The sequence below is a fragment of the Piscinibacter defluvii genome, from assembly GCF_004011805.1.
Taxonomy (GTDB): Bacteria; Pseudomonadota; Gammaproteobacteria; order Burkholderiales; family Burkholderiaceae_C; genus Piscinibacter; species Piscinibacter defluvii.
In genome coordinates this window covers 73,982-92,107 of sequence record NZ_RCHJ01000024.1, presented here as the reverse complement: position 1 = coordinate 92,107, position 18,126 = coordinate 73,982, and the positions used below count along the sequence as shown (strand labels likewise).

The 18,126-nt window shown below is 64.7% G+C and carries 18 protein-coding genes; 15 read left to right on the top strand and 3 right to left on the bottom strand.

Annotated features, from left to right (window positions below; all coding sequences use genetic code 11):
* The first annotated feature begins 6 nt into the window (after positions 1 to 6).
* From D9C15_RS28040 to D9C15_RS27985, 12 genes are all read left to right on the top strand, one after another.
* Positions 7 to 318, top strand: coding sequence for a hypothetical protein (locus D9C15_RS28040; RefSeq protein ID WP_128002370.1), 312 nt, complete (start codon positions 7 to 9; stop codon positions 316 to 318).
* A gap of 87 nt (positions 319 to 405) precedes the next feature.
* Entirely contained in the window at positions 406 to 648 is a 243-nt protein-coding gene (locus D9C15_RS28035) for a hypothetical protein (RefSeq protein ID WP_128002368.1), read from the top strand.
* Between the two features lie 39 nt (positions 649 to 687).
* A complete protein-coding gene (locus D9C15_RS28030; protein WP_128002366.1) occupies positions 688 to 1,041 on the top strand; it encodes a hypothetical protein in 354 nt (117 codons plus the stop codon).
* A gap of 441 nt (positions 1,042 to 1,482) precedes the next feature.
* Positions 1,483 to 3,987, top strand: coding sequence for an adenosylcobalamin-dependent ribonucleoside-diphosphate reductase (locus D9C15_RS28025; RefSeq protein WP_375138824.1), 2,505 nt, complete (start codon positions 1,483 to 1,485; stop codon positions 3,985 to 3,987).
* Positions 3,988 to 4,074: 87 nt separating this feature from the next.
* Positions 4,075 to 5,091 (top strand): DUF7146 domain-containing protein, encoded by a 1,017-nt coding sequence (locus D9C15_RS28020; RefSeq protein ID WP_240668624.1) that lies wholly within the window; start codon positions 4,075 to 4,077, stop codon positions 5,089 to 5,091.
* A gap of 252 nt (positions 5,092 to 5,343) precedes the next feature.
* A complete protein-coding gene (locus D9C15_RS28015) occupies positions 5,344 to 6,414 on the top strand; it encodes a DUF932 domain-containing protein (protein ID WP_128002362.1) in 1,071 nt (356 codons plus the stop codon).
* Positions 6,415 to 6,830: 416 nt separating this feature from the next.
* Positions 6,831 to 7,679 carry a helix-turn-helix domain-containing protein gene (locus D9C15_RS28010; RefSeq protein ID WP_128002360.1) on the top strand — a complete coding sequence of 283 codons (849 nt, stop codon included), beginning with the start codon at positions 6,831 to 6,833 and terminating at the stop codon, positions 7,677 to 7,679.
* Between the two features lie 327 nt (positions 7,680 to 8,006).
* A complete protein-coding gene (locus D9C15_RS28005) occupies positions 8,007 to 8,294 on the top strand; it encodes a hypothetical protein (protein WP_128002358.1) in 288 nt (95 codons plus the stop codon).
* A gap of 7 nt (positions 8,295 to 8,301) precedes the next feature.
* Positions 8,302 to 9,423, top strand: a complete 1,122-nt coding sequence (locus tag D9C15_RS28000) for a FlhC family transcriptional regulator (RefSeq protein ID WP_128002356.1) — start codon at positions 8,302 to 8,304, stop codon at positions 9,421 to 9,423.
* 432 nt (positions 9,424 to 9,855) lie between these two features.
* Positions 9,856 to 10,143, top strand: coding sequence for a hypothetical protein (locus D9C15_RS27995; protein ID WP_128002355.1), 288 nt, complete (start codon positions 9,856 to 9,858; stop codon positions 10,141 to 10,143).
* Complete coding sequence (locus D9C15_RS27990; RefSeq protein ID WP_128002353.1) at positions 10,140 to 11,408, top strand: restriction endonuclease subunit S; 1,269 nt, start codon at positions 10,140 to 10,142, stop codon at positions 11,406 to 11,408. Before D9C15_RS27995 ends, D9C15_RS27990 begins: the two co-directional genes overlap by 4 nt.
* Positions 11,405 to 12,367, top strand: a complete 963-nt coding sequence (locus tag D9C15_RS27985) for a DUF4268 domain-containing protein (protein ID WP_128002351.1) — start codon at positions 11,405 to 11,407, stop codon at positions 12,365 to 12,367. Before D9C15_RS27990 ends, D9C15_RS27985 begins: the two co-directional genes overlap by 4 nt.
* A 26-nt stretch (positions 12,368 to 12,393) precedes the next feature.
* Here the strand turns inward: D9C15_RS27985 and D9C15_RS27980 are convergent, their stop codons facing one another.
* Positions 12,394 to 12,699 (bottom strand): helix-turn-helix domain-containing protein, encoded by a 306-nt coding sequence (locus D9C15_RS27980; protein WP_205854928.1) that lies wholly within the window; start codon positions 12,697 to 12,699, stop codon positions 12,394 to 12,396.
* A 41-nt stretch (positions 12,700 to 12,740) separates the two neighbouring features.
* Here D9C15_RS27980 and D9C15_RS27975 point away from each other — a divergent pair, with 41 nt between their 5' ends.
* Both D9C15_RS27975 and D9C15_RS27970 read left to right on the top strand, forming a co-directional pair.
* Complete coding sequence (locus D9C15_RS27975) at positions 12,741 to 13,583, top strand: hypothetical protein (protein WP_128002349.1); 843 nt, start codon at positions 12,741 to 12,743, stop codon at positions 13,581 to 13,583.
* A 106-nt stretch (positions 13,584 to 13,689) separates the two neighbouring features.
* The gene (locus D9C15_RS27970; protein WP_128002347.1) at positions 13,690 to 14,040 is read left to right on the top strand and encodes a hypothetical protein; all 351 of its coding nucleotides are present in this window, start codon (positions 13,690 to 13,692) and stop codon (positions 14,038 to 14,040) included.
* A 1-nt stretch (position 14,041) separates the two neighbouring features.
* Here the strand turns inward: D9C15_RS27970 and D9C15_RS27965 are convergent, their stop codons facing one another.
* Entirely contained in the window at positions 14,042 to 14,377 is a 336-nt protein-coding gene (locus D9C15_RS27965) for a hypothetical protein (protein ID WP_128002345.1), read from the bottom strand.
* A 122-nt stretch (positions 14,378 to 14,499) separates the two neighbouring features.
* On the opposite strand from D9C15_RS27965, the gene D9C15_RS27960 reads away from it, so the two are divergent.
* Positions 14,500 to 16,659: a KAP family P-loop NTPase fold protein gene (locus D9C15_RS27960; protein ID WP_128002343.1), complete on the top strand. Its 2,160-nt coding sequence runs from the start codon at positions 14,500 to 14,502 to the stop codon at positions 16,657 to 16,659.
* A gap of 171 nt (positions 16,660 to 16,830) precedes the next feature.
* On the opposite strand, the gene D9C15_RS27955 is transcribed toward D9C15_RS27960, so the two are convergent.
* Positions 16,831 to 18,123, bottom strand: coding sequence for a bifunctional folylpolyglutamate synthase/dihydrofolate synthase (locus D9C15_RS27955; protein WP_164886882.1), 1,293 nt, complete (start codon positions 18,121 to 18,123; stop codon positions 16,831 to 16,833).
* Positions 18,124 to 18,126: the final 3 nt, after the last annotated feature.

The window sequence follows — 18,126 nt, the reverse complement described above, 5'->3', positions numbered from 1 at the left end:
ACTTCCGTGAAAGCTCAGACCAGTTCCATCCGCGACCTGCCCATGCAGCACCTGCTGCCCGTGCGCACGGTCGACGAGCTCGAACTCCTCGTGAAGGAGAGCGAAATCCTCACCGGCACCGCCGGCCGCGCCTTCGTGGTCGCCGGCGCCGACCGCCCCGCCTACCAGGTGCACGCGGACATCGCCGGCTTCCACATTGCGCGCCTCGACAGCATCGTGCAGCACCAGATGCTGGCCACGGCGCCCGAGTTGGCCAGCCACGCCATCGGCAATGCGATGGCGTGCGGCCTGCTCTACACCGAGCCGCTCCCGCAATAGCGCAGCACGCCGACCTGGCCGCAGCAACAGGCCCTGAAAGGGGCCGGCTGCTCCAGGTCGGCGCCGATGCGCGCAAAGGAGACCAGCGTGTCCAAGCACAACATCCTTCTCGCGTCCGACCCGTCGGGCGCACAACCGCAGCAGCGCGAGCCGACCGTCGGCAAGTGGTACTGCGGCATGACGATCAACGGCTATGTGGAACCCGGGGCGCCGCACATGAGCGGCGAGTTCATGCGCTACGACGGCGATGGTCTCTGGACCAGCGACGACGAGCTCAGCGAGCGCGATCCCGATCCCGCGGCCTACGACTACCTGGCCGAGCAGGTTTGACCGCGGCCGGATCACCACCCAACATCACGGAGAAAGTTCATGTCGATGAACCTGCCCTGCATCGGTACCGCCGCCACCCCCTACGGCAGCGCCAGCATCCACGTCGGCCGCTACCCCAAGGGCGGCGCCATCTACGTGCAGCTCTACACCCTCGGCGACGACTATCCCGAGCCGCTCGCGACCTTGAGCACGAACCTCGTGCCCTACGGCACGTCGCTCGCCGATGACGAGTTCTCGGTGAAGTCGTGGTCCGAGAACGCGCCGTTGATCGAGCCCTTGCTCGCCACCGGCCTGTTCGAGGACACCGGCCGCCGCACGCCCACCGGCTACGCGAGCGCGCCCACGTGGCGGATCAAGGATCCGCTCCACGTGCCGGCGCTGCAGCGTCGGTGACCAAGTAGAACGCTACTGCGAAGCGTGACGCGGATCTTGCGCGGACACATCGAACCGGAGTAGCCTTCGCGCATCAGACCTCGATCGAGCCCACAACGGGCTGGTCGTGGTCAGGAGAGAGTCGCTGAACAGCGGTTCTTTCCAGAGGGACACCACCCCTCCGGAAAGAACGGTTTCCCCAACAGGCAGCTGACAGGCCTGGCGCCCTCCGGCGCAAAGTTAGCCCTTCAATCGCGGCCGCTGACCCCAGCGGCCCCTCACCCAAGCGAGATCTTCTCGCGCGGGCCATCCCCAGTCGGGCGGCCACTCGGCCGGCCTCGTCAGGCCGACCTCCGCCTTCCCGCCCACAAAGCGCATCCGAGCCTTCCGGGTTGCCTCGCCTCGTCGCGAGCAGCCTGGTTGCGCCTTGCCGCGTGGGTAACACGTTCCCGAGGAGTTCACATGAACCTCAGTGACTTTCCCTTTGCCACCGCGGCCATGGCGCCGCAAGAGATCAGCATCGACGTCCTGCGCGAGAAGTACTGCAAGGGCGACGAGCAGTCGATCAACGACGTCAACGCGCGCGTCGCAAGCGCGCTCGCGGCCGTCGAAACCATCGACCGTGACCAGCACCGCGATGCCTTTTTCTGGGCTCTCCAGCAAGGCTTCCTTCCGGCCGGTCGCATCCAGTCCGCCGCGGGGACCAACCTCTCGGCGACGCTCATCAACTGCTTCGTGCAGCCGGTGGGCGACTCCATCGCGCAGGTCGAGGAAGGCTTTCCCGGCATCTACACCGCGCTGACCGAAGCGGCCGAGACCATGCGTCGCGGCGGTGGCGTCGGCTACGACTTCTCGCGCATCCGCCCCCGCGGTGCGTGGGTCGGCAGCACGCGCAGCCATGCGTCGGGCCCGGTGAGCTACATGCAGATCTTCGACCGCTCGTGCGAGACCGTCGAGAGCGCCGGAGCGCGCCGCGGTGCCCAAATGGGCGTCCTGCGCTGCGACCACCCGGACATCGAGGAGTTCATCCACGCGAAGGACTCCGGTGGCCTGAAGAACTTCAACATCTCGGTCGCCGTGACGGATGCATTCATGCAGGCCGTCGTGGTCGACGACGGCGTCGACCTCGTCCACCGCGCCGAGCCGGGCGTCGCGCAGGTCCAAGAAGGCGCCCACCAGCGCCAGTCGGATGGCCTGTGGGTCTACCGCAGCGTGCGGGCCCGCGAGCTGTGGGACCAGATCATGCGTTCCACCTACGACCACGCCGAACCCGGCGTGCTCTTCATCGACACGATCAACCGCGACAACAACTTGTCGTACTGCGAGAAGATCGACGCATGCAATCCGTGCAGCGAACAATCGCTGCCGCCGTACGGCTGCTGCTGCCTGGGCTCCATCGACCTCACGCGCTTCGTGCTCGACCCGTTCGAGTTGACGGCGCGCTTCGACGAGGCGATGTTCACCAAGGTAGCCAAGATCGCCGTGCGCATGCTCGACAACGTGTTGGACTGCACTGTCTGGCCTCTCGAGCAGCAGCGTCAGCAGGCGATGGACAAGCGGCGGGTGGGTTTGGGCTTTACCGGCCTGGGCGACGCGCTCGTGATGCTGGGCCTGCGCTACAACTCCTCCGAGGGTTGCGGTCAGGCACGGCGCATCGCCGACGTCATGCGCGACGCCGCCTACGAGGCGTCGGTGGATCTGGCGCGCGAGCGCGGGGCCTTCCCTCGGTTCGACGCCGAGCGCTACCTGTCGCAAGGCACGTTCGCATCGCGCCTGCCGCTGCATCTGCGCGAGCAGATCGCGCAGCACGGCATCCGCAACTCGCACCTGCTGTCGATCGCACCCACGGGCACCATCAGCCTGGCGTTCGCTGACAACGCGAGCAACGGGATCGAGCCGGCCTTCAGCTGGAGCTACAAGCGCAAGAAGCGCATGCCCGACGGCAGCACCAAGGAATACGCTGTCGAGGATCACGCCTGGCGCCTCTATCGCCACCTCAAGGGCGAGAAGGCACCGCTGACGCAGGCCTTCGTCACCGCGCTCGAGATGAGCGCCATGGATCACGCCGCCATGGTCGCGGCCGTGGCGCCCTGCATCGACACCGCGATCTCCAAGACGGTCAACGTGCCGGTGGACTATCCGTACGAGCATTTCAAGGACCTGTACCTCTGGGCCTGGAAAGCAGGCATCAAAGGGCTGGCGACGTTCCGGCCCAACGCAGTCACGGGGTCCGTGCTCAGCGTCGATGGCCAACAGCCGCCGGCGCCGGCGCCGGCGCAGCCGCAGGACGAGGATCCGCTGCGCAAGCAGTTCGACAGCCGGCCCGAGGGGGATCTCGAAGGAGTGACCTCGAAGGTCGAGTACTACACGAGCGAAGGCAAGAAGTCGGTCTACCTGACCATCAACTTCATGCGCGTCGTCGGCATCGTCAACGGCCACCAGGTCGTCATCGAAAGGCCGGTGGAGTTCTTCATGCCCGCCGGGCAGCGCGACGAGGGCCAGCAATGGATCGCCTCGAACATGCGCATGCTCTCGATGGTCGGCCGCTCCGGCGGTTCGATCGAGAAGGCACTGAAGAACATGCGCGAGGTGGTCTGGGACAAGGGCCCGGTGCAGTGTGGTGTCGTCGAACGCGGCGACGGCCATCTGGCCAAGCGCTGGCACGACTCCGAAGTCGCTGCGATCGGCTACTGGCTGCAGCAGATGCTGGCCAAGCGCGGCTTCCTGGATGCCGAAGGCGACCAGGTGCCCGTGCGCGAGATGTCCGCCAGGCTGTCTCGCCAGCTTGAGCTGCAGCTGGGCAGCGAAGTCGAGGCGGATCACGCCGAAACGCATCGCGATCGGCCGACGGCCGCCAGCTTCGTGAACCGCGGCCGCCAGTGCCCGGATTGCGGAGCGCGCGCGCTGCAGCGCGTCGACGGCTGCGAGCGCTGCCCCGAGTGCAACTACGTGGGCAGCTGCGGCTGAATCAACAACCACGGCGCCCGAGGCGCATGGCGTTCACCATCACGGTGGGCGTCGTGCACCGAGGGTGCCGACTCATCGGACGAGATCATGAACAATGACTTTGAAGCGCGCGTGAGGGATGTGAAGTCCCGCGCGCACGGGCATTGGACGTCCATTCTTCGGAACCTGGGCGTCGACGAAGACATCCTCAAGGGCAAGAACCTTCCCTGTCCGATCGACGGCTGTGGCGGCACCGACCGCTTCCAGTACACGGACAAGTTCGGCGAGGGCAACTACCACTGCCGCTCGTGCGGTGCTGGGGGTGGGCTCAAGCTGGCCCATGCCGTGCGGGGTGGGCGGTTCAGCGAACTGCTCGACGAGATCGAGAAGATGATCGGCACGTCGCGCATCGCGCCGGCACCGGGGCTTTCGGGCCCTTCGCCGGAGCGGATGAAGAAGCTGTGCCATCAGACGTGGATGCAGGCCAAGGCGGTCACCATCGGCGACGAGGTCGATCGCTACCTTCGCAACCGCGGCATCAACCAAAGCGCATACCCGAAGACGCTGCGCTTTCATCCGGCCCTGGGCTACTACGAGAAGCAGCCCGGTCAGAAGCGCTCCAAGCTGATCGCCAGCTACGCCGCGATGATCGCGTGCGTGCAAGGCCCCGACGGCCATGCCGTCACCCTGCACCGCACGTACCTCAAGGACGGCCGCAAGGCGCTGGGCGACCAGTCGAAGAAGCTGCTGTCCGCTGGCATCAACGGCGCGGCCGTGCGACTCGACGAGGCGACCGACGAACTCGCGATCACCGAGGGCATCGAGACGGGGCTGGCGGTGCGCTTGCGCACCGGCAAGCCGACGTGGGCCGCGATCAACTGCGGCAATCTCGAGAAGCTCTGGATCCCCGACACCGTCGAGCGCGTCTGCATCTACGCGGACAACGACGCCAATGCCGAGTACTCCGGCCAGGCGTCGGCCTACATCCTCGCGCAGCGCCTCGTGCGTGAAGCGAGGAAGGCCGGTCTGCGGCGCTCGGTGGAGGTCTTCGTGCCCAAGCAAGCGGGCACGGACTGGGCCGACATCTGGCTCGCGACGCTTGCCAAAGACAAGCGGGCGGCGTAGGCTTTGAGGGGTGGCAGCAATGCCACCCCGCTCTTTCAGTGGATCCCGAGCGGATCCAGCGAAAGAGGTTTCCCATGTGGCAGCTGCCAGGCCACGCTGATCATCAGCAAAGGTAGCCCTTCAATCCCAGTGCACGACGCCCAGCGCTCGTGCCGCATCCAAGCTCAGCGACGCTGAGCAACCACCCCGCGGGGACGTGCTTTCCCCGCTGCAGGGGTGAGTGCGTCCCCGTATTTCATTTGGAGATTTCCCATGAAGTACGGCCGTTCCCTCGTCGATCTCGCCACCGAACTCGAGCGCCAGATCGCGACGAAGCAGGACATGATCGTGCCCACCCCGCTGATGCACCACGTCACCAGCGACAACGGCACCTCGGTCCTCAACATCGAGACGCCCGAAGGCGTGCGGACCTTCAACACGACCGAGAACTGCCGCCGGCAGCTCGCGGACAGGCTGAAGATCCCGTTCGCCTACTTCGAGCGCATGCGTGCCGATCAGCCCGCGCTGCTCGACCGCAACATCGACACCTGGCTCCACGCCCAGCCCGAGCAGCGCATGGTGCGCGTTCTCGACGGTCGCGCGCGCGCGTTCCTCTCGGACCGCTACCGCCGCCTCGACAACTACGACCTGCTGGCGCACGTCTACCCGATGCTGCGCGAGTTGCCGGGTGCGCGCGTCGATTCCTGCGAGGTCACCGACAGCAGGATGTACTTGAAGGTGGTCACCGATCGCGTGACGTTCGACCTGAACCCCGAGGTCGGGGACATCGTTCACGCTGGCGTCGTCATCTCCAATTCGGAGACGGGCCAGGGCTCGCTGTCGGTCAGCCCGCTGGTCTTTCGCCTGAGGTGCAAGAATGGCCTCATCGCCGCGGATCATGCGATGCGCAAGACGCACGTCGGGCGCCTGACCGATGCGTCCACCGAGGAGGTCACGATCTTCAAGGAGGACACGCTGCAGGCCGATGACGCGGCGTTCTTCCTCAAGGTGCGCGACGTGGTCCAGTCCGCCATTTCGGAAGCCACGTTCTCGCTCATCGCCGAGCGCATGCGCAAGACCCTGGGCATCAAGCTGACCGGCGACCCCGTCAAGGCGGTGGAGAAGCTGGCCGTCCGCTACCTCCTGGCCGACCACGAACGCGCCGGCGTGCTGCGTTCGCTGATCAGCGAGGGCGACCTCACCGGCTTCGGCCTGGTGAACGCCATCACCGGGTACGCGCAGGAGGTCGGCGAGTACGACCGTTCCACCGAGCTCGAAGCGATCGGCGGCAAGATGCTCGAGCAGAGCGCGAAGGAATGGACCGAGCTCGCCGAAGCGGCCTGACCTGAATCGAACGGCCCCAGTGCGGGGCCGTTATCCTTCCTCAAGGACGTCGACCTCGTGCCGACGTCCCTTTTTTTGCCCGCGTCGCTCGTTGCACCCGCGCCTTCGCAACGCTGAGATGTGTAGGTAGGGATGAGGTGCAAGTTCCACTTGCGCCGCAGGGCGCGCCAGAACAGACTCACGCGCTCGTCGTATGGGGGCCACGACGTTGAGCGCACTCTGCAGCCTGAAATTGCTCGGTTGCGCCCGCACCGATTCCTGTTCCGAGCTCCCACCTCTGCCCCCGCAACGGTGGTAGAGTTCTACAGATGGGAGTTGAATCGCGTGAGCACAACAAGAATGAAATACTCGCGCGACGCCAGATCTTTGTGACGCCGCACGCAAATTTCTGACGAACTTCGTTCATTTCAGTGAGCATGGAGACTACGAGAACCGAAGACTCCGGCGGCCAGCGTCCGAGCGCGATTTCAGCGTTCATCGAGGGGATGCTTGACAGGCATGGCGTTGGTGAAAGGCAGCGGGTCCGCGTTCTCGAGACCGCTTTGCGCATGTCCTATGCGCAGGCGCGGCGTCGAATGCTTGGCGAGGCTCCGTGGTCGATCGAAGAGCTCAAGCGGCTGGCGGATCACTTCCACGAGCCGCTGATACCTATCGTCGCGGCCTACCTGCATCAGCCCGGCAGAGCAGCGTCCTTTCCCGTTGCTGGCGCAGTCCTCCCATGCACCGTCTGGCCGGTCGGTGAGCCTATCCCTGGGCGCATCGGTCCGCTCGTCGTACTGCACGACAAACTGACGGACCAGTGGACCGTCGTTCCTTCGGCCGAAGCCACGGAGCGCCCCAGCTACGAGCTGTCGGTGCTTCTCTTCGAGCGACCCGCACCACGCCGGGTTGCCGTGCTCGACGACGACATGGATTCGGCTCAGTCCATCGTCGAGTTCCTTGCCGCGAAAGGCATCGACGCGCACGCCTTCAGCACCGGCCACGCGCTCATGTCTGCGATGGACGCGGAGCACTTCGACGGCTTCATCGTGGACTGGCTGCTCGGTTCGAGTACCGCGAGCGACTTGCTCGCGCAGATCCGCGGTCGCCAAGCGACCGGGCCTCTCATCATCCTCACCGGGCAGATCAGCACCGGCATGGCCAAGGAAGATGAACTTGCCTTGGCGGGCGCAACTTACAAGGCGCTCGTGTTCGAAAAGCCGATGCGCCTGTTGACGATCCTCAACGCCCTCCAGGTCGGCTTCGGCTCCACAACCGACGCCTGAGCGTTCAAGGGTAAACCCGCCCCGCGTTGGCGGGTTGGATGCGCTCACCCTGCAAGATCTGACAGGTTGCCATTTGCCGTTCAGCCGATAGGCTGGCTTGAGGGCAACCTCCTGCCAAATGGTTTCGTTACGCGAAACAACGTATTTACGTTTAGTGGCGTCTAGTGCGTTCCCGTGTTCATGGGGGATATACTTTTCTTGACACTACACGCCAACAGTCGGTAATCTTGCACGCAAGCCGCCACGGAACACCCGTCGCGGCTTGACGCGGCGGCTGACCCGCCCCGCGTCTACCCGCCCAGAAGACGGCAGACCGGGGATGCAGCCATGTCAAACGAGGTGTCTCTCAGCCACGCGCAGCGCGCCAACCTGAATCTCTTGCTTCTGCTGCGTGAGGCAGCGATGCTCGACCTCGGCGGCGCCGTCTGCAGCTTCGGGGTGGGCAAGCAGGAACTCTCGGCGATCACCAGTCGCGCGCCCGACGAGATCATCAGCTTCGTCTCGAGTATGGGCGACCAGGCCCTGTTCCTGCCGCGCTCGGACTTGTCGACCCTGCTCTCTCTGCCATCGTCAGTGGCGCCGGCGGTTGCCGCTTCGCGTCGCGGTCGCAAGTGACTGCTTGATGGCCATGTCGGTCCGGCCTTCCAGGCTGCGCGCCCTCGAGACGGCCCGCCAGTGCGCGAGCCTGGGGGCTCGCCAAAGGACCATCGCGTATCTCACCGGGCTTGCACCCGCGTACATCCTGCGCTCCGTCTACAGCAAGGAGCACCCTGCGCCCATAGGCCGCCCGAGTTACTGCGAGGAGTTCTACTTTCGCGCGGGGACGCGGGTCCAGGCCGCTGCCAGCCTCTTCGCCTCGCGCTACCGAACGCTGACCGACGAAGGCTTCCTGCCGGCCGACGCCTTGATCGCCGCCTTCCGGCACCTTCGTTCGACCTGTCCCTCCACGCCCTTTTCCTTCGACGAGGCCTTCTTCCTCATTGCCAACCTGGACGGCATCTGGGCTTCCTCGTCACGCACCCTTGCGCTGACGCGCTGCCCGGCATGCGGCCGCGACTACCTGGTGCCCGAGAGCTCGGCACATACCCATCGCCCGGACGGCTGCCCGGTCTGTCGCGCCGACTGGGCGGGCCGCGCTGGCTCGCACGCTTCGGCCGCCCCACTTGCTCACGCCGCGGAACCCGTCGAGTTGACGCTGCCTGTGGACAAGGACATCACTCGCGCCAAGCTCTTGCGCACGCTCGAAGCGCTGGCTGCCGGCCCGAAGGTGGCCGCTGTCTTGTCGGAGGATCCACGCGCCGCGATGTTCCGCGCCGCGCCAAACCGAACTTCGGTCACGACGGCATTCCTCACCAGGCCTCTCGCGCTGCACCTGTGGTCGGTCAACACCCACGTGACCGATCGCGTTCAGTTTGCCGTCTTCGCGCTTTGGTATCGCCACGCGCAGCAGGTCGGCGTGCCACGCGCCGAGGCCATGTGCGCCGCCGTCACGAAGATGCGAACTGCATGTCGAGGCTTCGGCAATCTCGTCAAGTTCGACCGCTGCTTCGAGGTTGCCGCTTTGCTCGACGGGGCTTGGGGCATCGAGACGCCACGTCTTGAACTGCGTTCATGCGAGAAGTGCGGCTCGCAGTACCTGCTCAGCCTCAACGAGGTCCGCCCCAGCCCGTGCCCGTTCTGCGCGCTCGTCCGCCGGCATCGCGTCCTGCTTCCGGCTGCGCTGGAACCTGAACCCACGAGCTGAAGGCGATCGCCGCCATGGCGGCGGCACCAGGCGGGGCGTCGACAACGACGGCGCCAGCGGCGGCGGCGGCGGCTGTTCCGGCCAATTACTGTCGTGAACAGCGCATCAGCATTCATGCGGATTTGCGGCGTGGCGATTCGACTACAGCGCCATTCAATGTCGTGAACACCTGTACGGCCGCTCCAGGTCCATCGCATCAGTCTGCAAATAGAGTCGAAGACATCCGGTTCTCACGAGCCATCCGCAGCCGGCATAGCCAAATCGAAGAAAGTTAACCTGTCTTCGTCCGTCCGTATGGGAAAGCTCTGCCAGTGAGCGTCCGACGGTTTGGCTCGCTCAGACCCGACACGCGCGTTGTGCTCCAGCGTGGACAGCGAAAAGCTCAAACCGGTAACGTCCAATTCGTGAAGACGTCGCAGGATTGTGTGTGTGATGGCCGGGAATGTTGTCTTGTACCTGTCGTTGTACCTCGGGGCGAAGTGGCGGATTGCCGCCACGCATTTCCTCGGGTGTCTGCACCTCGACGAAGTGCAGAACTTCTTCAAGATCGCGTCGCTTGAGGGCCGGCGCAGGAAGCTGAACATCAAAGTCAGAGAGGCCAATGAGTATGAACGTGCGCTGGAGCTACGACGCTTGGAGATCTCATTGACGGATTCCAGGCGGGTCGCAATCTTCAAGCTCAAGGTCGGCCGGCGGCTGATTCTGAGTTCGGTGTGTTGAAGATCAGTGCTGTGTCGTGGGGCAAGTTTGCTCCGACGGAGAACAAGGCGCTGTTACCGCACGACAAACCGATGCCTCATGAACGGGTTAGAAATGGCGATCTCTTGATCTCGCGCGCGAATACGACGGAACTGGTCGGAGCGCCGGTTCTGGTCGAGGCTGATCATCCGAACCTGATGCTGCCCGACAAGATTCTCCGAGTGCTCTACCGAAGTGAGGCCGTCGAAGCGCGCTACCTTCTGCATGCGTTGCGCGCCGAGCCGGCGCGCCTACACATTGAGGCCGAGGCCACCGGCACGAGCCACTCGATGCGAAACCTCTCGCAACCCAAGATGCGGGATATCCCGATTCCGCTCGCGCCGAGGGCAGAGCAGGAGCGCATTGCCAACAAGCTCGATGCCCTGCTCGCCCGCGTGGACGCCTGCCGCGACCGGCTGGGCCGCGTTCCGGCCATCCTCAAGCGCTTTCGACAGGCAGTGCTCAACGCAGCCGTCGACGGCGATCTGACCGAGGAATGGCGAGGCAGCGGACTTGAATCTTGGGTATTCGAGCGCGCTGCTGATGTCTGTGCGAAGGTCCAGAGCGGGGGAACGCCAAAGGAAGGCTTCACGAGTTCAGGTGTGCCCTTCTTGAAGGTCTACAACATCGTGAATCAGAGGATCGACTTCGCCTTTCGACCTCAGTTCATCGCTCACGCCGTTCACTCCGGCACGATGGCGAAGTCGGTGACGCTCCCGGGCGATGTACTCATGAATATTGTTGGCCCGCCGCTCGGCAAGGTTGCAGTGGTCACTGACGAGTTCTCGGCTTGGAACATCAACCAAGCAATCACCCTGTTTAGGCCCAGCCCCCGCGTCAGCACGGGTTGGCTTTACTGCGTGCTTTGCAGCGGCAAGAACATCCAGTCGATAGTCCACGAAACACGGGGCAGCGCGGGCCAAGTCAACATCTCCTTGTCCCAATGCAGGGACTTCGTCATTCCAGTGCCACCTAGAGATGAGCAGGCAGAAATCGTGCGCCGCGTCGAGTCGCTCTTTGCATTGGCCGATGCCATCGAAGCCAAGTGGCAGGCCGCCCGTACCCAAGTCGAGCGCCTGACGCCGGCACTGCTGGCTAAGGCCTTCCGCGGCGAACTGGTGCCGCAGGACCCGAACGACGAGCCCGCGAGCGCACTGCTGGCCCGCCTGCGTGGCACGGCCGAGGCCGATGCAGTGCTCGCGCGCAAGCCGGGTCGCCGCAAGACCGTGAAGGAGACCGCCGCATGAACGACCTCGTCACCCTGCCGCCCATCGGCAAGCTCGAACGCGTGCCGCTGCGCGAAGTCTGGGAGCACGAGGCCTACGACTTCACGCAATGGCTGCAGGACAACATCGAGGTGCTCAACGACGCGCTGGGCCTGACGCTGGTGAACGTCGATCGCGAGCAGGCCGCGGGTGCGTTCAGCATCGACCTCGTCGCCGAGGACGAAGGTGGCGGCACGGTCATCATCGAGAACCAACTCGAGAAGAGCAACCACGACCACCTTGGCAAACTGATCACCTACCTGAGCGCAATGGGCGCCAAGGCGGCGATCTGGATCGTTTCCGAGCCGCGGCCGGAGCATGTGGCCGCGATCGCCTGGCTCAATGAGAGCAACAGCGCGCAGTTCTACATGGTCAAGGTAGAGGCGGTGCGCATCGGCACCTCGCAGCCGGCAGCACTGTTCACCAAGATCGTCGGTCCTTCGGAAGAGGCCAGCAGCATCGGCCAGACCAAGAAGGACATCGCAGAGCGCCACGGCATCCGCAACCGCTGGTGGACTCAGCTGATCGAGGTCTCGAGGAAGTACAACAAGCTGCATGTGCACATCACGCCCAGCGACTACAGCTGGATCGGCACCAGCTCCGGGGTGCGCGGCCTGCAGCTGAACTACGTGGTGACGCAGGATGATGGCGCGGTGGAGCTGTACATCGACCGCGGCAAGGATGCCGAAGCCGAGAACGAGTCGATCTTCGACCAGCTGTTCGCGCACAAGGACGAGATCGAGAAGGCCTTCGGCGGCCCGCTGAGCTGGCAGCGGCTGGAAGGCAAGCGGGCCTGCCGCATTCGCTACACCGACACGGCAGGCGGCTACCGCTCGCCGGAAGAACAGTGGCCCGCGCTGCACGATGCGCTGAGCCGAGCCATGGACAGGTTGGAGCGGGCGCTTCGTCCGTACCTGAAACAACTGAAGCTCGGGGCCTGAGGGCCTCCGCCGTAGCGCGCGGCGTTCTATCGGCTGACCCGACCACGCGAAGGCTTCGCGCGCGCCTTCGGTGACGGTGCACGCGCCGCCGGCACTTCAGCACCGAACAGCGCCTGGACCGGGACGCCCAGGCTGTCCGCAAGGGCATGGATCATGGTCAGCGTCGGGTTGGCCTGCCCAGTTTCGATGCGGCTCATGTAGGTGCGAAACAGCCCGCACCGCTCTGCCAGGTCTTCCTGCGTCATGCCAGCGGCAAGCCGCAGATCGCGAACGCGTTGACCGAAGGCTTGGGGGTAGGAGAGCCGCACCCGGCGACTTTCCAGAAAGTACACTCATTCATACACACACTCATTCGCACATGGAGGCGATGGCGATGAATGAGGGAATCCTTTCGGCGCGCTGGATGGTGCCCGCGGGTGCCGCGCTTGCGATCCTCGGGGGCTGCGCCGCTGCCGGGGCTTTGGGCGGCGGTGTGCTCACTCCTGAGCAAGCGCCAAGATATGCCGCGTTGGCGCCGTTCGAGTTCGTGCGGCTGCGCTTCTTCGACGAGGCGCGCACCGGGGCGATGGACGCCATCGAGACGGCGGTCAAGGGCTATGCCGACGCCATCAATCGCTTGCAGCGCCGGCCCGTCACCGCTGCTTCGGGCTCGGTTCGGAAGGCGGAGCTCGCCTCGGATGCGTCGATGGTGACGTGGCCCGCGTACTTCACCGACGTGAACTACGTTCAACTGGTCAGGCCTGCCGTCGAACTCAAGCGCTTCTGCGAGGCCCGGGGCGGATCGTGGCGCACTCTCGAGCGCTACGCGGACGACCCGCTGACCGTGCTGCGCAGCAATCCGATTGCCGTGTTCCTGGAAGCGCAGGCACGAGTCAAGCGCCATTTCGCCGCCCAGGGCGCCTTTGCGGGCTTCGAGGAGTTGCGCGACGTGCTGGCCTCGGATGTCGGTGCAGAGATGGCCGAAGAGGCCGCTTGGACCAATCGCCGCATCGACCGGCTCTTCTCCGCGGAGGGCTTTCGTTACGCCCAGCGCCTCGACGCATTCGGGTTGTTCTCGTGCGAGCAGTCAGGCTCTGGCACCTGGTGGGCGTCGATATTGCCCGCCACTCTCGTGTCACGGGACCCGTCGAACGCGGTGGAGAGTTCTCTCGTGCGGATCGCCATCAGGGTTTATGCAGCCAAACCCAAGGCTGAGGTGCAGGGTTCCAGGCCGTAGGTCTGGGGCAAGGCGCGATAGGGATGTGACCAAATCGGCACGGTGGCCCGCAACCGGATCGGCCGGATGGGGTTGCGGCCCGCGACGAACGGACTAGAGTGCATCCATGAATCCGCCCGATGACGAAATCGATCCTGAAGTTCTCGCAGAGGCGCTGCGCGAGGTGGCGGGCGCGGAGGCAGAGCAGTCCCTGCGCGGAGGGCCGCAGTCGGTGGCGCTCCTCGTGCGGCGTCTTTTGGCGAGCCCCTCCACCGCACGCAAGCTGCTGGACGTCTTCACGGCCCGCGCCGTCGCGCGCCGGTCAGAGATGGAGCCCCCGGTGGAGTTTGGACCGGTGGTTACGGACGATGGAACCTACGATGACCCGCCCCTGATGCTCGACCCGATCGGTTCGCCAGAGTTCGAACGGGCCATCGACTCGATGTTCCACCCCGACGCTCAACGCAAAGATCGATGACCTAGACCGGCCCGCGAAGAGTGGCGGCGAGTCTCTCCACCTGCACCGCTACTTCGTCTAACGGTTGCCAGTCGCGGCCAAGCACCTGCAGCGGCGACCGGTGCCCGAGTTCAGCTCTCGCACGCCCGAACCAAGCGCGCGCGCCACTGGAATCGTATCCGCCGGCCAAGTCGACAGCAATCCGCTCTAGCCATGCGGCGCGCGTGGCAACGCTGGGCGGAACGACTCGGCGTCCGCTCGCATAAGCGCGCAACGAAGTGGCTGATCTTCCCAGGAGCTTGCCGAGCAGCTCGTCGCCGATGCTCGCTCGCAATTCCGCTAGCGCCTTCTGGTTCATCCTGAGATCCTACGGCGTGACCACGCGGCGGTCCGACAGGTCTGGGCTACCACTGAAGTGGCGGGGATCTCTATGAGATGCTTGCGCCAAGAAAATGCCATGCACTGCGGGAGATCGGACTGATGAGCGCCCTTCCTCACGATGATCAGCCCATCGCGGCCCCGAACGAGGATCGCTTTGGAGTTGATCCATTTGCTCGCGCGCTCGCTGCGAGCATTCAGAGAATGCAATCACCGACAGGCTCGGTCATTGCACTCAATGGACCGTGGGGATCCGGTAAGAGTAGCGCCGTCAACCTGATCCGACACCACCTGTCGGACGCGATCAAGACGGGCGATCTGCAGATCATCGACTTCACCTGTTGGTGGTTCCGAGGAGAAGACGCGCTGGCCCTCGCCTTCTTTCGCGAGCTCTATGCAGGACTCTCCCCAAGCCTTGGCGACAAGATCAAGAAGCACCTCCCGAAACTCGGCGCACGGTTGCTACGCGCGGGATCGGTCCTCGGCGGCGCGGCCGATGCGGCCGGAGCTGGTGGTATCGGCGCTGCGGCCGGTGGGGCCATGGAGTGGCTGGGTGGCCTGATCCAGCAGGACGAGAGCGTGGAGAAACTCCATGGAGAGCTGTCCAAGGCCCTCGGTGAACAGAAGAAGCGCTTTCTCATCGTCATCGACGATATCGATCGCCTGTCGCCTGACGAAGCCCTGCTGATCTTCAGACTGGTCAAGTCCGTCGGTCGCTTGCCGAACGTGCTCTACCTGTTGGTCTACGACCGCCAGTTGGCTGAAAAGATCGTCAGCGAGCGCTACCCTTCGGAGGGGCCGCACTATCTTGAGAAGATCGTCCAGGCAGCATTCGAGCTGCCGGAACCCACTTCGATGGAGGTGCAGCAGCATCTGCTGGGCCTCATCGAAGCGATCTGCGGAACACCCGACCAAGAGCAGATGGTCCGGTTCATGAACATGTTTCACGAGGGCGTCGCGCCGGCCATGAGAACACCTCGTGATGTTGCTCGCTTCGCCAATTCGCTCACCGTGACTTGGCCCGCCGTGACCGGTGAAGTTGACGTCGCCGACTTCCTGGCGTTGGAGGTGATGCGTCTCCTTCACCCTGCGACCTATCGCGCCATTCGGCAAAACAAGGAACTGATGTGTCGCGGTGCTAGGAGTGACGGGCGCGAACGCGAGGCCGCTGCAAAGCGTCTCGAAGACTTGCTCTTCGGCGAAGACGGAGGAGCGCAGGCGGATCGGCTGCGTCGTGTCTTGATGCGGTTGTTTCCAGCGCTTGAGTCCGTCTGGTCCAACATGACCTATGGCGACGGATTCGCGAAGCAATGGGCAATGGAGCGACGCGTTTGCTCCATGGCGCACTTTGACTCCTACTTCCGTTTCGCGGTTGGCGATGAGGTGTTGCCTCGGGCGGAGCTGGAAGAGCTGATCGAGCGAGCGGGAGATCGTGACTTCGTGATGGCGACGATGCGTCACGCGATAACGGTCACGCGCAAGTCCGGCGGAACGAAGGCCGCCGTTCTTTTGACCGAACTGAACACGCACGCCGGCCGGATCGCTAAGGACTCAGTCCCGCCGCTACTCGATGCGTTGTTCGCTGTTTCCGACGAGATCAATGTCGACGCGGATGCAGCTCGGGCGTTCAGCATAGGTAGCAACGAACTGCGCCTGCATTGGTTGCTGCGAGCGCTGACGCTCGATCGGATGTCGCTGGCCGAGCGCTCCGAAGTGTTCGTGCAAGCGTGCCAGGCAGCTCCCGTCGGGTGGCTTGCAGATTTCAGCTCGTCGGCTTGGGCGGACTATTACCCACGCGAGGGCAAGCAGCCCGAGCCTCCTGAAAGCTGCCTGACGACGGAGGCCGATGCGGGCCGACTTCGGACTCTTCTGCTGGAACGCATCGTTATGGCAGCCGAGGATGGCACTCTCGCCGGACACCGCGACCTATGCTATCTCCTCTTCACGTGGAGCGAACTCGCCGGCGACCATGGGGCGGCGGCGCGAGCCTGGACGTCAGCGCTGCAGGCCACCGACGAGGGCGTCACGCAGTTGGCAAGAGCATTCACCTCCCACGGATGGTCGCGGGGATTGGGCTTTGCCGGCCTCGGTGACGCCGTCGCCAAGCGAACGACACACGCTCGCATGAACGGTACGGAGAAGGTCCTCGACCTTGGTGCATTCCGCCAGCGCGTTGAGGAAGTTGCAGCGACAACTGCATCCCACGAGGTAGTGGAGTTTCTCGAGGCTTGGCGACGTGCCGATCGAGGGGAACGGGACTGACACCCGGAGGCAGCAGCGCTGGCAGTAGCAGTACTAGTGTCGCCTTACGGCCAGAGCCGACGCGCGACCCTTGCTAGTGAGCTTCCGGGCTCGACCACAAGCGGCCGGTCACCCCGCGTTCAATCGGGGATATCCGCGCCGATCGAACTTGGAACCACCTTGGGTCTGCTTTCAGTCGGCGCCAGCTGCCGTGGACGGTCGTGAGTGGAAGCAGTGAATCGTGGTTTCCAGATGCATCCAATCGCGCAGACGGGACCGCACGGCGCCAACCAAGTGCAGCGAACCCGTCACGAGAATCCATGAGTGCCCCTGGATCAACTCGCGACATCTCAGGAACGCGCCGGTTGGATCGCCGATGCTCTCGGACACCAGCCCGTGGCGCCCGCAGACGCGAGCAAGTTCGTCTGCCGGCCACGACCGTCTGTCGCCGGGCAGCTGTGTACAGATCACATGCGACGCCACGGTCTCGAGCCTGCCGATGAAGTCATCGGCGTTCTTGTCCGATCCCAGCGCCAACAAGACCACCGCGTCCGACGCATAGGCGGGATCGCGCCTCAACTCCTCGATGACGGCCGCGATCGCGAAGCCTACGTGGGCACCATCGAGCACGACCTTGACCTTGCCCCTGCGACGCCGGCCCACGGCATCCTTGGACTGCTCGATCTCGAACGCCTCCATCCGGCCCGGGAGTCTTGCCGTCAGCGCCACGGAACGCGGAAGGTCTCGGGCCCCCAGCACGGTGCCACGCGCGGGGCTTGCGACGCCCGCTTCGCCCAGCCGCCGGAGTGCGGCGCGCGCAAGGGCGAGGTTGGCTGCTTGCAGCCCGAGGCGTCGACTCAGGTCGATGCAAGTCAGATCAACAGCAAGTGCCTCGGCGGCCTGCCTGACGACGCGCCCGGCAGCATGCGACGAGGGAATGGGCGTCAACACCGGCCGGCCAGCCTTGATGATGCCTGCCTTCTGTACGGCGATCGCCTCGACGGTCTTGCCCAGGATCTCGGTGTGTTCGAGTTCCACGTTGGTCACGATGGCCAGTTCCGGCAACACCACGTTGGTGGAATCGAGCAGGCCGCCCAAGCCGACTTCGATCACGACCCATTCAAGCTCGATCTCGGCAAACGACCAGAAAGCCGCGGCCGTGACGACGTCGAACCACGTGGCCTCGCGCGCAGCAGTACCGTCCCGGCATGCCGCATCCCGGGCGTCGAGCGCGCGGACCAGTGCCGCCGCCAACAAGGCCTCCGGAATCGGCCTCCCCAAGTGGCTGACGCGCTCGGTCACATGCTCGATGTGCGGCGAGGCATACCGACCGGCACGCCAGCCCGCATGGAGTAGGCCTGCCTCGATCAGCGCGCAGACCGATCCCTTGCCCTTCGTGCCGGCGACATGGACCGACCGGAACTGTTCGTGCGGGTCGCCGATGCGCGACAGCAAGTCGAGTTCGGGCGAAAGGTCAACGCGCATGCC